The following is a 14,771-nucleotide window of genomic DNA, read 5'->3' as shown; positions in this document are numbered from 1 at the left end:
GACACCTTACTAACCATAAAGGGCAGAGTACCAATTCTGCCCTTTTCGCTTTTTGATGCACTGCTTATCACCGTACCCGATATTTATGATAGCGCGAATCTGTGGCAAGCTAGCGCCCGCGAATGAATAACTCACCAATTCCTGCTTGACCGGGAATAAACCTGAAAATGACTGGAAGTAAAAGGATAACGCTTTGAATAAAACCTCGGTACTTTTTGTATGCCTGGGCAATATCTGCCGATCACCCACAGCAGAGGCCGTGTTCCGTAAAAAGGCCAGCGAGGCGGGCTTATCCGTTGACATCGATTCTGCGGGTACCCACGGCTATCACATTGGTAATCCGCCGGATAAACGTTCGCAAGCTGCCGGTGTGGCAAAAGGTTACGATTTTTCTGGAATCACCTGCCGCAAAGTGGATGCATCAGATTTTGAGAAATTTGATTACATTCTGGCGATGGATAAAAGTAATTTCGAGAACCTGAAAAAAGTCAGTGAGCCTTTACACCATGCAAAAGTCAGCCTTTTTCTGGACTTTGCAGACAGTAAATATGACGAGGTTCCCGATCCTTACTATGGGGGGAAGAAAGGCTTTGAACTGGTGCTGGAACTTATTGAAGAGGCCAGCGACGGATTAATTAAGGACATTAAGAAAAAACAGTGAAGCAGCACTCGCGAGGCGTCCTGGCGGTACTGTTCATACTTTGCCTGCTGACCAGCATGGCAATACTGGGGCAGGATCTGTTGGTCTCAGAGATGTCGGCCAGTATGGTCTGGCATATTATCATTCAACTCCAGCTTCCACTGGTGCTTACTGCTATTCTGGTCGGCGCAGGCCTGTCTGTCAGCGCTGCGACCTTGCAGGTTACCCTGCATAACCCTCTTGCAGATCCGGGGATAATTGGTATCTCAAGTGGCGCCAGCCTGATGGCCGCACTGGTGTTACTGACACTAAAGCTCGACCATATTAACTATTTTTATTTTCTACCATTGGCATGCTTTGGTGGTGCGCTGCTCTCTACATGGCTGATTTATATAGTGGCACGCAGACTGCGTGCATCTACCACGGCCGTAATTTTGGCGGGGATCGCCATATCGACCATCGCCGGTGCAATTATGGCCTGGTTATATATTCTGGCCGATGCGCAGGCGTTAAGAAACCTGACATTTTGGCTCATGGGTAGCCTGTATCAGACCGACTGGTGGATACTGGCCGTTGCCGGACCGTTGATTGTTGGGGGGATTGCTTATCAATTATCGCAGGCCAGTGCACTGAACTGGCTGTATGGCGGCTCGACGCTGGCAGCGGCAGCCGGCGCTGAGCCCGCGCGCCTGGTGCGTAATAATCTGATTGTTTGCGCGCTATGTGTTGGCGCCGCGGTGTCGGTGGCAGGCTCAATCGCCTTTGTGGGCTTGTTAGTACCGCATTTTCTCAGGATGGTCATCGGGTTTGATAACCGCCTGCTACTGCCTGCCAGTGCGCTATGCGGTGCGCTGGTGTTGCTGTTAGTCGCTTTATTCAGCGAACTCGTAAGCTGGATGACACTACCGGTTTCAATGGTAACCGCAACCATTGGCGGCCCGCTTTTGCTTATTGCCCTTTACAAAGGCCAGTGGAGAATGTCGTGATTACGCTCAATGAAATTGGCATTGATAAGCGGCTACACGGAATCAGTGCTGAGATTGACCGGGGTATGTGTTGTCACATTCTGGGCGAGAACGGGGCGGGCAAATCAACATTGCTGCAGGTCTGTGCCGGGCTCCTTGAACCCGGCCGTGGTGAGTGCCGGATTAACGAGCAGCCAGTAACCGCAATGCCCGCACCACGCCTGGCGGGGTTTCGGGGCTTTCATGAGCAAAACAGTACGGCAGCGTTCGATATCCCGGCGCACAGTTATATTCAATTTTATGCCGGGCGCAAGCCGCCACATGACAAACTGATAGCGGCATTGGATATTGGGCGCTTGCTTGCGCGTCCGGTCAGTCAGTTGTCCGGGGGGGAAAAGCAGCGGGTTAATCTTGTCAGGTGTATTGCGCAGGTCTGGGAGGCGGTTGAGAAGGGGCAGGCAGTATTGTGTCTTGATGAGCCCCTGCAGGGGCTGGATGTCAGGCATCAGCAATCCTTGCTACTGTTTTTGCGCGAGCTTTGTCAACTGGGTAACACGGTCATTATGTCTTGTCATGATATCAACATCAGCGCCCGGTTTGCCGATACGACACTGCTGTTAAAAAACGGGCGCTGTCTGGCCAGCGGTCCCGTGCACCAGACATTCTCAATAGATCTGCTGGAAACCTGCTTTGGCATCAAATTCGTCATAACAAATAACCAAAATGCTTTACAAATACATCCTCAATGGCCTTCTGCATAATTGATTATGTGATAAGCTGACCCAACCGGGTCGGTCTGTTTCCGACAACGATACAATGATTCTCATCAGTATGATGGCCCGGTTGGATAAACCCTAAAAAATGCACTAGTTGAGGAGCCCGCGTGGATAATTGGCAACCCGATAGCTGGAGATCAAAACCGATCCTGCAGCAACCAGAATATGAAGATAGCGCCCAGGTAGCCAGCGTTGAAGAAACGTTAAGTAAGTATCCGCCGCTGGTGTTTGCCGCTGAAACCCGTGAACTGCGCCGCCAGCTTGGTGAAGTAAGTATGGGCAAAGGCTTTTTGCTGCAAGGCGGCGACTGTGCTGAATCTTTTGATGAATTCAACGCGCCGAAAATTCGTGACACGTTCAAAGTCATTCTGCAAATGGCGATTGTATTGACATTTGCCGGTCGCTGTCCGGTGACCAAAGTGGCGCGTATGGCCGGTCAGTATGCAAAGCCGCGTTCTTCCAACGAAGAGACGATTAACGGGGTAACATTGCCCAGTTATCGCGGCGATATCATTAACAATTTTGAATTCACAGCAGCGGCGCGTCGCCCCGATCCTGCCCGACTGCTTGAGGCCTATCATCGCAGTGCGGCCACACTGAACTTATTGCGCGCATTTGCACAAGGTGGTTTGGCAGATCTGCACGAGGTTAACCGCTGGAATATGGCCTTTGTCGAGAATAATCCGCTCAAGGAACGTTACCAGGACATTGCCCGCCGGATCCAGGATACGCTGCAGTTTATGGATACTATCGGCATTAATGCGACTAACACGCCGGCGTTGCATGAAACCTCTCTGTTTACCTCACACGAGGCGCTGTTACTAAATTATGAGCAGGCATTAACCCGGGTAGATACACTTACCGGCAAGCCGTATGACTGTTCTGCTCACATGGTTTGGATTGGTGAGCGCACCCGACAACTCGACCATGCGCATGTAGAGTTTTTCAGAGGTATTCATAATCCAATTGGTGTGAAAGTCGGACCGGGAATGGATGAGGATGAATTGATTCGCTTAACTGATACATTAAATCCGGAAAATGATCCCGGCCGGCTGACGTTTATTACCCGGATGGGCGAGGGGAATCTTGAAAAAAATCTGCCACGTTTACTACGCCGGGTGAAACAGGAAGGCCGTAATGTTGTGTGGAGCTCAGACCCCATGCACGGTAATACCATCAAAGCGAGCAATGGCTACAAAACGCGTAACTTTGATGCCATTCTGGGTGAAATCCGTCAGTTTTTCGCGGCACATGCTGCTGAAGGGACCCATGCTGGTGGCATCCATCTTGAGATGACCGGACAGCATGTGACTGAGTGTACCGGAGGGGCATACCAGATCAGTGATGACGATTTGGCGCAGGCTTATAAAACCCAGTGTGATCCGCGCCTTAATGCTGATCAGGTGCTGGAGATGGCATTTCTTGTTGCCGACCACTTGCGTAGCTGATTATCGGCTGTTACGCCATTTCGCTGGCGATGTATGTCGTCAGCGCTTCTTCCCGCTCAGCCTCGGTTAATACCCCGGTAAAAATCGTTTTTCGTCTTAATGCTTTTGTTCGGGAATCATTTGCCAGCAGTAGTTGGCAAAATACATCCGGATTATCCCGGGCCTCCAGAATTCCCTGCCACAGTAAATAACTGCCATAGCTGATCATCCCTTCTTCATAGCGCTGATTCAGGTTGACCTGAATAGCAATGAAGTAGTCAGGCTGTGACAGACATTTTTCAGCCATTACCTGATGCAGATGATGAATCTGCCTGTCGATGATGACCTGCTTTTGACGTTTGGGGCGGGTAAACATGGTACTCACCAATTACAAAAATAACACATGTATAAGTGTACAGTTGTTAGTAAGCGTATTGCAAGTTCAAGAGGGAAGTTAATTAATCAGCATCCAGTAGCGGGGCAACGACCCGCTCCAGACCGTTAAGCTTGATTTCATACATCAGCGCCAGTTGCTCGCCGAGCTTCCCGGCTGGAAAACCTTGCTGATAAAACCAGACCAGATAAGGTTCGGGTAAGTGATATAAGCGTCTGCCTGCATATTTGCCAAACGGCATAACCTGATTGATTGCATCGCGAATGTGCTCCGGATTCACTGCGTGTTCTCCTGCTGAGCCATCCACAACCTGAAGTAGCGGCCCTGACGCGTTAATAATTCGCTATGTGTTCCCTGCTCAACAATCTGTCCGTCGTGCAATACCAGAATGTTATCCGCATCGGTAATGGTAGAGAGCCGGTGTGCAATAACCAGGCTGGTATGGGCGCGAGCTGCCTCTTTCAGTGCCTGTAAAATGGCGCTTTCGCTCTGGCTGTCTAAAGAGGAGGTGGCTTCGTCGAAAATCATCACCGCAGGATGTTTCAGTAAAGCCCTGGCGATAGCCACACGTTGTTTTTCACCACCGGAAAGTTTCAGGCCCCGCTCACCCACCTGTGTCATTATGCCATTTGGCAAACTACTGACAAAATCTGACAAGTGAGCTAGACGAATAACGTCTTCTACCTCAGCATCACTGGCGTCAGGTTTACCGTAGCGGATATTCTCCAGCAGTGAGTCATTGAACAATACGGTATCCTGCGGCACGATGCCAAGGGAGTCCCGCAGACTAGCCTGGGTTACCGATGCAATAGATTGACCGTCGATACTGATTTGACCGCTATCAGGCTCATATAGCCGGAATAACAACTTTGCCAGTGTTGATTTGCCTGCACCACTGCTTCCCACTACCGCGACCTTCTGACCCGGCGCTATATCGAAGCTAATACCGCGTAAGATTTGACGTTTCGGCTCATAGCTAAAGCATACATCGGTAAACTTCACAGAGCTCCGAGTAATTTGCAGCTTACCGGCGTCCGGTTTATCAGTAACGGCAGGCGTAATTTCCAGTAAGTTGAAAAGGTTATGAATATTAGCCATTGCTCCGCGGATTTCACGGTAAACAAAACCCAGAAAATTCAGCGGAATAAAAAGCTGCATAGTGAAAGCATTAATGAGTACAAAGTCGCCCAGGGTCATGTCACCATTAAGCACGCCCAGCGTGGCGTTGATCATCATCGCTGTGACGGCCAGTGCTATCACCAAGGCCTGTCCGCCATTAAGCGCAAAAAGAGACAAACGATTGCGCCGACGGCTTTGTTCCCATGTCGCCAGCGAGGTATCGTACTGGTGGGCTTCATAACTGGCGTTATTGAAATATTTTACGGTTTCGAAATTAAGCAAACTGTCGATGGCGCGGGTATTAGACTGGGAATCTGCCTGATTCATTTCGTGGACATAGCGGGTCCGCCAGTTGGTCGCTTTCACTGAGAAGCCGACGTAAACAATCACAGCAGTGACAATTATCCCGGCATACGACGCGCCATACTGGGTCAGCAGGAGCGTCACGACGATTATGATTTCCAGGCAGGTGGGCAGAATATTAAACACCAGAAAGCGAAGCAGAAAACTGATTCCGCTGGTGCCTCGCTCAATATCGCGGGATAAGCCACCGGTTTGTCTGCTCAGGTGAAACCCAACATCCAAATCATGCAAATGCTGAAACACTTTCAGGCCCAGCCGACGCATCGCCCGCTCAGTGACCCGGCCGAATAATGTGTCGCGCACCTCGCCTAAAATGGTATTTAGAAAGCGCAGGGTGCCGTACGCCACAACCAGCGCAATCGGGACCGCTACCGCCACCGTGCTTAAATCATCTACGTCCAGGCTGTCGACAGTGTATTTTAACGCATAAGGAAGGCCGACACTGGCGACTTTAGCCAGTATCAGGCAAAACAGGGCGAGCGCCACACGTCCGCGAAATTCCAGCAGATAGGGTAAAAGCTGCTTAACAGTTTGCCAGCGCACTGGCGTATCGGCGGGAATATCGAATCGCGAGCGTCGCATGATTATCCGTTAGTGGCAAAGTAGACGCGCTCATGCTAACGCACAAGTTAGTAGCGCGCCACTTATCACATTGTCCCTGCAAGGTTTTGTTCGTTGATAAGAGAAAAAACAGCTCGTTTGAATGAGGGATATAGCAGGCGGTTGCCATGTGCAGAAAGATGATCACCGTCAAAATAACGGGTTTTATCTTCATCGTAAACCGGACACCGCGTGCTGTTACACAGGGTAGGAAGCGGATCCCACACCAGCAAGCGGGGAACCGACGCTTTCAGTGATTGAAGATTCTCCATCACCGGCTTGCGCATTTGCTCCATTTGTTCACGGTCTTGCCACGGACCACCCTCACACGTGGGATTTGTGCGGTTAAACCAGTCGCTGCAGCGAAACGGAATATAGGAAAACACCGGTTTTGGAGCATCGGTCAGTATATTGTTGGTAACCTGGTTCATGCGCTTCACAATACGAATACTTTCCGCTTTTGCCTGTTCGCGCTTTTTCAGCGCACTTTCACTGCGAATTTGTGACTTCAACTCATCTTTACTGCGTGGGTACATGCGGTACTGATTGGTTAATCGATACGCCTTCAGCGTGGCAAAAAAAACAATATCATTGGGACCGGCTTCTTTTTCGATATCCGACAGCCACTTTTCCAGTTTCTGCGCACAGCGACTTTGTGCGGTCATCACCGGCTCGCGCATATTGACGGCGCCACAGCCACCCTGACTATGAATTTGCGTATTGATACCGGTCTCATCGGCAAGCATGCGCAGCATCGTGGCGTAAGCGCCGGCATGGGAGTCACCAATGACATAAATGGTTCTGTCAGCCAGTGCGTTGCCTTTCTGTACGTCAGAGGAATGCGAGTAGTAGGGGTACCATACATACCGGTTACTGGTTACGCTCTGGCTTAATCGCTTTTGGTGATCAAAGGCGTAAGAGGCCCCGGCAAAACTAACTAAAATTACAGCCAGACCAGCGCCAATAGTACTTGCAGGGCGCATGGCAGTGACCTGCGGTGTGTGACTCAGGCGTTGCTCAATGACATGGTAGGAGAACATCGCCATGGCAAAGGTAATGATAAACGCCAGCATCCATTCTACCGGGCTCTGAAGCCCCACAGACCAGCGGAAAAAGGTATAAACCGGCCAGTGCCATAAATACAGTGAGTAAGATATTTTTCCTATATAGCGAACAAAAGGTAGCGAGAATAGCCGGGTCAACATTCCGGTTTGCCCGGCGCAGACAAAGTAGTGGATAACAATTACCGTCCCGGCCACAGGCAGAAGCGCCCACGGAAAGGGAAACGCGCTCTTACTGGCAAAGATAAAGCCGAGGAGAATGCAGGTAATGCCAGTGAAAGCGGCCGACAGGCTATGTCCGCCCTCGCGAAAGCGTTTGCTGGCGTGCCATTGACACAGCATTGCTCCGGCTGCCAGTTCCCAGAAGCGGCTGGTCAGCAAATAATAGGCTGCATTGGTATCTGACTGGCTGTAGTTCACCGACAGGGCAAATGAGATAATCGCCAGCCCGGCCAGCGCCAGCCGCGTTTTACCTTTCAGGTAAAAGTAAAATAATACCGGGAAAATTACATAAAACTGTTCTTCAACGCCCAGACTCCATGTATGGACAAAGGGATTAAATTCTACCGATGGCGAGAAATACGTATCACTGTTTGCGGCGAGGGCGATATTGCTCCACCCGAGAAATGCAGCAAGACCGGTATCTGATATGGATTTGCTCAACCACGCCTGCGGAATAAACAAGACAACGATGGCGGAAGTGATAACCAAACAAAAAAGCAGTGCAGGGAAAATGCGTACTACCCGGCGTCTGTAGAAAGCGACAATATAGCTGTAAAATTGGGTGTGAGGATGGTTTACCAGAGAGCGTGCAACGACGTATCCTGAGATAACAAAAAAGATATCGACACCGGTAAATCCGCCGGGTAGCAACGATGCATCAAGATGAAACAACATAACTGATAAAACCGCCAGCGCTCGCAGCCCATCTATGCTGGGAATATATCTGCTCTTCATAACAAAGCAGTCTTTACTGATAAATGGCTGGCTGAATTATTCATTACATCTCCCCGGGGCCTGATGACTGATTGACACGGATGGAAGCAGAATCAGTGCCAGCGGAGCAGATATCACGGCAACACGATTTATTCAGACGCAACCAGCATGCAGTAATCTTCTGGACGCATCCCGCGTACAAGGTAGAAACAGGGAAATCTCTTCGGGGTTTTCTTTTGCCACACGGTGAATTTGTGGCACAGTAGTTCAATGCATCAATATGGGGTATTACTTTGTTAGAAGATAGTTACGGTCGGCGTTTTCACTACCTCAGATTATCGATAACCGAAGCCTGTAACTTTCGTTGTCAGTACTGTCTGCCGGATGGCTATGATGGTCCCCCCAATAGTGCTTTTTTGCAGCTAGGCGAAATTCAGACGTTAATTACCGCTTTTGCTCAGATGGGCACGTCCAAAGTACGTATCACAGGTGGTGAGCCAAGTCTGCGTCGCGATTTTTGCGATGTAATCCATCACGCTGCAACCACTCCCGGGATCCGCAGGGTCGCTACAACCACTCATGGTGCCCGTCTTTATAAAGATGCCCGGAAATGGGCTGATGCTGGCCTGGATCAAGTTAATGTCAGTATCGATAGTCTCGACCCGAACCAGTTTGCTTCAATTACCGGACAGGATAAGCTGCAACAAATTCTAAAGGGCATCGATATCGCGGTAGAGGCCGGTATCAAGGTTAAAATAAACACTGTGTTGTTGCAGGACTTCAATGCTAACCGGCTTACGCGCTTTTTATCCTGGCTGAAGGATACGCCTGTAACACTGCGCTTTATCGAACTGATGGAAACCGGTGATCATCATGACTTTTTTTCCCGACAGCACGTGTCAGGGGAGCCTATCCGCCAGCGTCTAATTTCTGAAGGCTGGCAACCGTTACTAAGGGCAAAAGATGCCGGACCGGCACAGGAATTTTACCATCCGGATTTTGCCGGGCAGGTTGGTCTTATCATGCCCTACAGTAAAGATTTTTGTAAAAGTTGTAATCGACTTCGCGTTGCGGCTAATGGTAAGTTACATTTATGCCTGTTCAGTGAACAGGGTCTGGAACTTCGCCCCTATTTAGCTGAAGGGGATGTCGAAGGAGTGAAACAGTTCATTACTGATTCTCTGGCTGATAAGAAAGTTTCACATTTTTTGCAGGAAGGACATACCGGCGCGACAAAACATCTGGCCATGCTGGGGGGGTAATTACCTGCACTAGAATAACCACATCTATTTGCAGAGGTGTAGCATGGAATTTGCTGATACCGAAAGGCTGAAGTTTTCTTATATCACTGCTGATGAAGCTGACTTTCTTTGGGAGCTTGATCAGGATGAAGAAGTCATGAAGCATCTCAATGGCGGTGTTAAAACCACCCGCGATGAGATAGAAACCGTCTTTTTACCACGTCTTGCTGCATATGCTAACCCGGCGCTTGGCTGGGGGCTGTGGAAAGTTATTTTAAAAGATACTGACGAGGCAATTGGCTGGATCCTGGTGCGCCCGTTCGGCTTTTTTACCTCACATCCGGAAGCTGACAACATTGAGCTGGGTTGGCGATTCAAGCGTGCGTTTTGGGGAAAAGGCTTTGCATCAGAGGCCGCGAGAGGGATAAGAGATGGTCTGGCGAGCACCGGGATCACTAAATTTTCAGCCGTTACGCTGCCTGATAATGCCAACTCAATAGCAATCATGAAAAAGCTGGGTATGACCTATAGCCACAGCCAGTTTTATGAAGACAGCGTGTTTAGCGAAGATGTGGTGGTATATTCACAAGAGATCTAGCGGTTTGGAATTTACTGACTGAGTGTTGCTGCCATCGCTACCTGCAAGCGTTGATAACGTATGTGCTGTTCCTCATTGAGTGTACTGCTCTCGATGGCTGACTGACACTCGTCAATCCACCTTTTGAGCTTTACCCAGGAGACGGTGGCTGCGTTAGCATTGTGCGTTAGTTGATGAAGGGTTGCCTGAAGCAGATTCAGCGCAATCGCAGGGTTTTTAGGCATCAGTCTGAAGGCCTGCTGCAATATCACAAGTGCTTCAGAAAATTGCTGCTCCCTGAAGGCCCTTACGGCCCTGTCATTAAGTGCCCGTGAAGGAAAGGCAATGTCTTCCTTATCATGTTTTTGCTGTGCAATATAAGCACTGATAATCTCATCGTTGTGTCCGTGTTGCGAGCGCTTTTCCAGAAAATTCAAAATTTTTAGTGCATGCTGTCGTAAGCCCACCTCATGCAGCGCTTTTGCCTTATCAATCAGTGTTTCATCAGATTGTAACGGCCAACGTGCAACCTCAAGGGTAGTGAGAAGCTGCCGCGCATTGCTGACCTCATTCTCCAGATATAATAAGCGGGCCCGGATAACAATAAGATCTTCTCGATCCACATCGGCAGTAAACTGCTCTTCAAGCTGTCTTGTCAGATGCCGGCTTCGCTCAATCAACGTCCGGGTTTGTGAGGCATCGGTTGTCATTGCCAGGTCAATACAGGCCCGAGCGCATAATAAATAGTACTGAGGATCATGCAGATTGTTGCGTTGAGTGCAATGTAACAGGTTCTGCGCGGCGTTTACTGTACCTTCAAAATCTTTGGATAAGCGCGCTATACGAACGGTATCGTGATGGCGGGTTACATTGTTGGGTGAAAGTTCACATGCAAGGGTGGTGGCCTCAAAGGCGCTGTCGTAGTCTTTTAATCGAAGGTGTAAAAGCGACAGAAGATCATAGGCAATAATGGCCGTCGAGGGGTGTAACGTGAGCGAGAGGATTTGCTTTTCTGCATCCGGGAACGCTTCCAGCTCAATCAGACAGCCAATCAGCCCTGTGCGGGCCCAGGTGAAAGTCTGCAGGGCAAGAACAGATTCGTAGAATGTTTTCGCCCCCTCAAGCTTGCCGCTTCTGGCAAGCAGTTCACCTTTCAGCTTTAAAGCCAGTGGATAGATATCCTGGGATGGTTGCCCACCCAGCAAGGTTTCAAGGTCTGCCAGCGCCTCAACATAACGTCCTGATGCTGCAGACTGGAAAACAGGGCGTAAAGCCTGCTTTCTGTGCAATAGCCGGGTTAGACGCTCTGTAGCCAGGTGATTGGTAAATGGCGTAATTAAAAAATCATCAGGCTGAATATCAAGCATAGCATTGACCATTTCGGCATCTGCTTTATCAGAAATCATCAGTATCCCCGCGTCCGGCGGGATCTGGTTTGTCTGTTTAAGTTGCAGGCAAATTGCAAAAACCGGATCTGACGCTGCCGACTGGCAGACGCAAATTATCAGGTGGCAATGATTTGCGGCCAAAAACTGACTGGCATCTTGCTGGTTGGAAGCGATCGCAGCGTCAGGAAGCTGTAAATCAGCCAGTAGCGCCTTAAGTACTCTGACGTGACGCTGTGTATGACTGATAATCAGTGCGCGTTGACTGGCCGTTCTATCCATAGTTGTTGCCGATAATTTTTGGTTATTACCACTATATCGGCACAATCGCTTAATGCATTATTTTTTGGGTTTTAAACGGGCAAATATCGCTCATGATTACAGTGGATGATAGGGTGATCACATTTCTGAAATAGTATCAGCCGGTCAATGCAGCGACTTTTCTAAGCTGTAGAAGTCTCAATGGCGTCTTCATAAACTTAAAAGACGGACTGACACAGAGGCGCTTAAGTATTTCAGCGAAAAGGCGATTGTGACTGATGCCGGAAGTAATGTGTCGAGGATGCGATTCTACGGTCTCTGGGAAAACCGTGATGGACGCTACTGTGAGTCGCAACGACGTGTTGAACCAGTGAGCCTCGCCGATGTTTTGCAAGGAGTGATGGATATCACTGCAATTTGATTCGACGTGTTAAAAAAAGGAAATAGTGGACGCTACTGTAGCCCGAAACGACGTATTGAGCCTGAGACCCATTGCTGATGTTTTGCAAGACGTGGTGGATACTAATACAACTTGAGAGGAGCTGCTGAACAAAGGGAATGGTGGACGCTACTGGACTTGAACCAGTGACCCTCGCCTTGTAAGGGCGATGCTCTCCCAACTGAGCTAAGCGTCCGAATATTTGATTGTCCGCCCTTATAGAAAGAGTGGTGGACGTTACTGCGACTTGCAACGAAGTGTTGAACCAGTGAGCATCGCCAACCCTTTTTAAAAGAGTGGTGGACGTTACTGGACTTGAACCAGTGACCCTCGCCTTGTAAGGGCGATGCTCTCCCAACTGAGCTAAACGTCCATAATCATTTGAAGTTAGTCTTATAGAGAATAAGTGGTGGACGCTACTGGACTTGAACCAGTGACCCTCGCCTTGTAAGGGCGATGCTCTCCCAACTGAGCTAAGCGTCCTCTAACTTCTTACCTGCCTTGCTGGGCAAGTGGGGCGGTATTATAGAGTCGCCATTGGAACTGTCAACAATAAAATTCTTGTGATTGAACTGATTGCGTGAAAAGTCATCAACTTGCAGGTTTTGCTACTGTTTAATCACGTAATCTGCCACCGCTGAGTAAACCGCAGAATACCTAAACGAGTATTTTGACTTTCTCATAACGCTGGTAGAATGCGCCCATATTTTTGATTTTACTATAGAGAGTCACTATGTCGGTCGTAACCAGATTTGCGCCAAGCCCCACCGGATACCTTCATGTGGGTGGAGCCCGAACAGCACTTTATTCATGGCTTTATGCAAAAAGCCAGGGCGGGGAATTTGTCCTGCGTATTGAAGATACAGATATAGAACGTTCTACCGAACAGGCAAAACAAGCAATTTTGGATGGTATGCAATGGCTGGGATTGTCGTGGGACAAAGGTCCTTATCTGCAAACTGAGCGCTTCGATCGTTATAAAGAACTGGTTCAAAAGCTGCTGGACGAGGGAAAGGCCTACAAATGTTTCATGAGCTCGGAAGAGTTGGACAAAATCCGTGAAGCGCAAAAAGAACGTGGTGAGAAGCCCCGGTACCCCGGTACATGGCGCGACAGAACCGATCATCCTGAAGGTGAAGCGTTCGTTGTTCGGTTTAAAAACCCGCTGGAAGGCAAAGTCATTATTAATGACCATATTCGCGGTAAAATTGAGATCAGTAATACTGAATTAGATGATCTGATCATTCAGCGTAGTGATGGTACACCAACCTATAATTTCTGTGTTGTCGTCGATGACTGGGATATGGGCATTACCCACGTTGTTCGCGGTGAAGACCATATTAATAATACGCCACGCCAAATCAATATTCTTGAGGCCCTGGGTGCGCCGGTTCCTGAATACGCCCATGTCTCTATGATTCTGGGGGACGATGGTAAAAAATTATCCAAACGCCATGGTGCAGTGAGTGTTATGCAATATCGCGATGATGGCTTTTTACCTCAGGCCGTCATTAATTATCTGGTTCGTCTTGGCTGGGCGCACGGTGATCAGGAAATATTTACGCTGGATGAAATGATTGAACACTTTAGCCTTGATGCGATTGGTCAGTCAGCATCAGCGTTTAATACCGAAAAGCTGATTTGGCTCAATCAGCATTACATGAAGTCGTTACCCGCAAGTGAAGTTGCGGCCCATGCTAAGTGGCATTTTGGCGAGCAGGGCATTGCTTTGGAAAACGGTCCGACACTTGAAGCTGTTATTGCTATACAGGCGGACAGAGTTAAAACGTTAAAAGAGATGGCACAAATAAGTCGTTACTTTTACGAGGACTTTTCAGAATTCGACGAAAAAGCAGCAAAAAAACATCTTCGTCCGGTAGCGAAACAGCCGCTAGAGACAGTGAAAGATAAGTTGCTGGCGGTTGAAGAGTGGAACCCTGAAAATATTCAGCAGGCTATTAATGAGACCGCAGAAGTACTTGAAATAGGTATGGGAAAAGTAGGTATGCCATTGCGTGTAGCGACAACTGGAAGCGGTAATTCTCCTTCTCTGGATGTAACTTTGAATTTGATTTCTAAGGAAAAAGTTGGCCAGAGAATAGACAAAGCGCTTACTTTTGTAGCAAACAGAGAGAATTCATAAAAAATCTCTAAAAAGCCGTTGACAGGGCAGTGGGGTATGCCTAAAATGCGCCCCGCTGTCACGGAACAGCATCGGTTTTACGATGTGTTGATAGTTTTGGGGCCATAGCTCAGCTGGGAGAGCGCTTGCATGGCATGCAAGAGGTCGGCGGTTCGATCCCGCCTGGCTCCACCAAATTTCTACTCATAGTTTTACTGTGAGTCAGGTTGAAGATTGAAAGTCTTCAGCCACATTTTCTGAAAGGATGAGGTTGCTGGTTCGCTGGTTTATCTTATCTTCCTGAAAATATCGAAAGCTTTGCTTTTGAAACCGTCTTAGGTTTAAGGTCGCTCATTCACTAACGTGAATTCGCCTTGCTGAATATCCAGAAAGCGTTGCTTTCGAAAGAAGATTTTCAGTCCCCTTCGTCTAGAGGCCTAGGACACCGCCCTTTCACGGCGGTAA

12 protein-coding genes and 4 tRNA genes are annotated in these 14,771 nt (G+C 48.9%); 8 read left to right on the top strand and 8 right to left on the bottom strand.

Annotated elements, in window-relative coordinates:
• Positions 1-193: 193 nt before the first annotated feature.
• The 4 genes from HHX48_RS04980 (at position 194) to HHX48_RS04965 (ending at position 3,829) form a co-directional block, all read left to right on the top strand.
• Positions 194-661: a low molecular weight protein-tyrosine-phosphatase gene (locus HHX48_RS04980; protein ID WP_191022817.1), complete on the top strand. Its 468-nt coding sequence runs from the start codon at positions 194-196 to the stop codon at positions 659-661.
• A gap of 29 nt (positions 662-690) precedes the next feature.
• Positions 691-1,626 (top strand): FecCD family ABC transporter permease, encoded by a 936-nt coding sequence (locus HHX48_RS04975; protein ID WP_263406920.1) that lies wholly within the window; start codon positions 691-693, stop codon positions 1,624-1,626.
• Positions 1,623-2,366, top strand: a complete 744-nt coding sequence (locus HHX48_RS04970) for an ATP-binding cassette domain-containing protein (protein ID WP_191022815.1) — start codon at positions 1,623-1,625, stop codon at positions 2,364-2,366. The genes HHX48_RS04975 and HHX48_RS04970 overlap by 4 nt, the downstream gene beginning before the upstream one ends.
• Positions 2,367-2,488: 122 nt before the next feature.
• Positions 2,489-3,829 (top strand): class II 3-deoxy-7-phosphoheptulonate synthase, encoded by a 1,341-nt coding sequence (locus tag HHX48_RS04965; protein ID WP_191022813.1) that lies wholly within the window; start codon positions 2,489-2,491, stop codon positions 3,827-3,829.
• A gap of 10 nt (positions 3,830-3,839) precedes the next feature.
• Here the strand turns inward: HHX48_RS04965 and HHX48_RS04960 are convergent, their stop codons facing one another.
• The 4 genes from HHX48_RS04960 to HHX48_RS04945 all read right to left on the bottom strand — a co-directional run bounded on the left by HHX48_RS04960 (position 3,840) and on the right by HHX48_RS04945 (position 8,302).
• Positions 3,840-4,184 (bottom strand): hypothetical protein, encoded by a 345-nt coding sequence (locus tag HHX48_RS04960; RefSeq protein WP_191022811.1) that lies wholly within the window; start codon positions 4,182-4,184, stop codon positions 3,840-3,842.
• Between the two features lie 82 nt (positions 4,185-4,266).
• Complete coding sequence (locus tag HHX48_RS04955; RefSeq protein ID WP_191022809.1) at positions 4,267-4,482, bottom strand: DUF3820 family protein; 216 nt, start codon at positions 4,480-4,482, stop codon at positions 4,267-4,269.
• Positions 4,479-6,266 (bottom strand): ABCB family ABC transporter ATP-binding protein/permease, encoded by a 1,788-nt coding sequence (locus HHX48_RS04950; RefSeq protein ID WP_191022807.1) that lies wholly within the window; start codon positions 6,264-6,266, stop codon positions 4,479-4,481. Before HHX48_RS04950 ends, HHX48_RS04955 begins: the two co-directional genes overlap by 4 nt.
• Positions 6,267-6,331: 65 nt before the next feature.
• The gene (locus HHX48_RS04945) at positions 6,332-8,302 is read right to left on the bottom strand and encodes an acyltransferase family protein (RefSeq protein WP_191022805.1); all 1,971 of its coding nucleotides are present in this window, start codon (positions 8,300-8,302) and stop codon (positions 6,332-6,334) included.
• A 272-nt stretch (positions 8,303-8,574) separates the two neighbouring features.
• Between HHX48_RS04945 and moaA the strand changes: the two genes are divergently transcribed.
• Together moaA and HHX48_RS04935 are read left to right on the top strand one after the other, a co-directional pair.
• On the top strand, positions 8,575-9,543 hold the full coding sequence (moaA, locus tag HHX48_RS04940; protein ID WP_191022803.1) for a GTP 3',8-cyclase MoaA: 969 nt from the start codon (positions 8,575-8,577) through the stop codon (positions 9,541-9,543).
• 43 nt (positions 9,544-9,586) lie between these two features.
• Positions 9,587-10,120 carry a GNAT family N-acetyltransferase gene (locus tag HHX48_RS04935; protein WP_191022801.1) on the top strand — a complete coding sequence of 178 codons (534 nt, stop codon included), beginning with the start codon at positions 9,587-9,589 and terminating at the stop codon, positions 10,118-10,120.
• An 11-nt stretch (positions 10,121-10,131) separates the two neighbouring features.
• Here the strand turns inward: HHX48_RS04935 and HHX48_RS04930 are convergent, their stop codons facing one another.
• The 4 genes from HHX48_RS04930 to HHX48_RS04915 all read right to left on the bottom strand — a co-directional run bounded on the left by HHX48_RS04930 (position 10,132) and on the right by HHX48_RS04915 (position 12,667).
• The gene (locus tag HHX48_RS04930) at positions 10,132-11,766 is read right to left on the bottom strand and encodes a hypothetical protein (protein WP_191022799.1); all 1,635 of its coding nucleotides are present in this window, start codon (positions 11,764-11,766) and stop codon (positions 10,132-10,134) included.
• Positions 11,767-12,304: 538 nt separating this feature from the next.
• Positions 12,305-12,380, bottom strand: a tRNA-Val gene (locus tag HHX48_RS04925).
• A gap of 101 nt (positions 12,381-12,481) precedes the next feature.
• A tRNA-Val gene (locus tag HHX48_RS04920) sits at positions 12,482-12,557 on the bottom strand.
• A 34-nt stretch (positions 12,558-12,591) separates the two neighbouring features.
• Positions 12,592-12,667 (bottom strand) — tRNA-Val (locus HHX48_RS04915).
• Between the two features lie 250 nt (positions 12,668-12,917).
• On the opposite strand from HHX48_RS04915, the gene gltX reads away from it, so the two are divergent.
• Positions 12,918-14,327, top strand: a complete 1,410-nt coding sequence (gene gltX / locus HHX48_RS04910) for a glutamate--tRNA ligase (protein ID WP_191022797.1) — start codon at positions 12,918-12,920, stop codon at positions 14,325-14,327.
• Between the two features lie 98 nt (positions 14,328-14,425).
• A tRNA-Ala gene (locus tag HHX48_RS04905) sits at positions 14,426-14,501 on the top strand.
• Positions 14,502-14,771: the final 270 nt, after the last annotated feature.

Source organism: Salinimonas profundi (genome assembly GCF_014750655.1).
Taxonomy (GTDB): Bacteria; Pseudomonadota; Gammaproteobacteria; order Enterobacterales; family Alteromonadaceae; genus Alteromonas; species Alteromonas profundi_A.
This window is presented reverse-complemented; position numbering and strand designations above follow the sequence as displayed.

Bases quoted from the DNA above. Each gene is read 5' to 3' on its own strand.
- HHX48_RS04960 (WP_191022811.1), bottom strand. From the start codon at position 4,184: ATGTTTACCCGCCCCAAACGTCAAAAGCAGGTCATCATCGACAGGCAG.
- HHX48_RS04950 (WP_191022807.1), bottom strand. From the start codon at position 6,266: ATGCGACGCTCGCGATTCGATATTCCCGCCGATACGCCAGTGCGCTGG.
- HHX48_RS04945 (WP_191022805.1), bottom strand. From the start codon at position 8,302: ATGAAGAGCAGATATATTCCCAGCATAGATGGGCTGCGAGCGCTGGCG.
- HHX48_RS04935 (WP_191022801.1), top strand. From the start codon at position 9,587: ATGGAATTTGCTGATACCGAAAGGCTGAAGTTTTCTTATATCACTGCT.
- HHX48_RS04930 (WP_191022799.1), bottom strand. From the start codon at position 11,766: ATGGATAGAACGGCCAGTCAACGCGCACTGATTATCAGTCATACACAG.
- gltX (WP_191022797.1), top strand. From the start codon at position 12,918: ATGTCGGTCGTAACCAGATTTGCGCCAAGCCCCACCGGATACCTTCAT.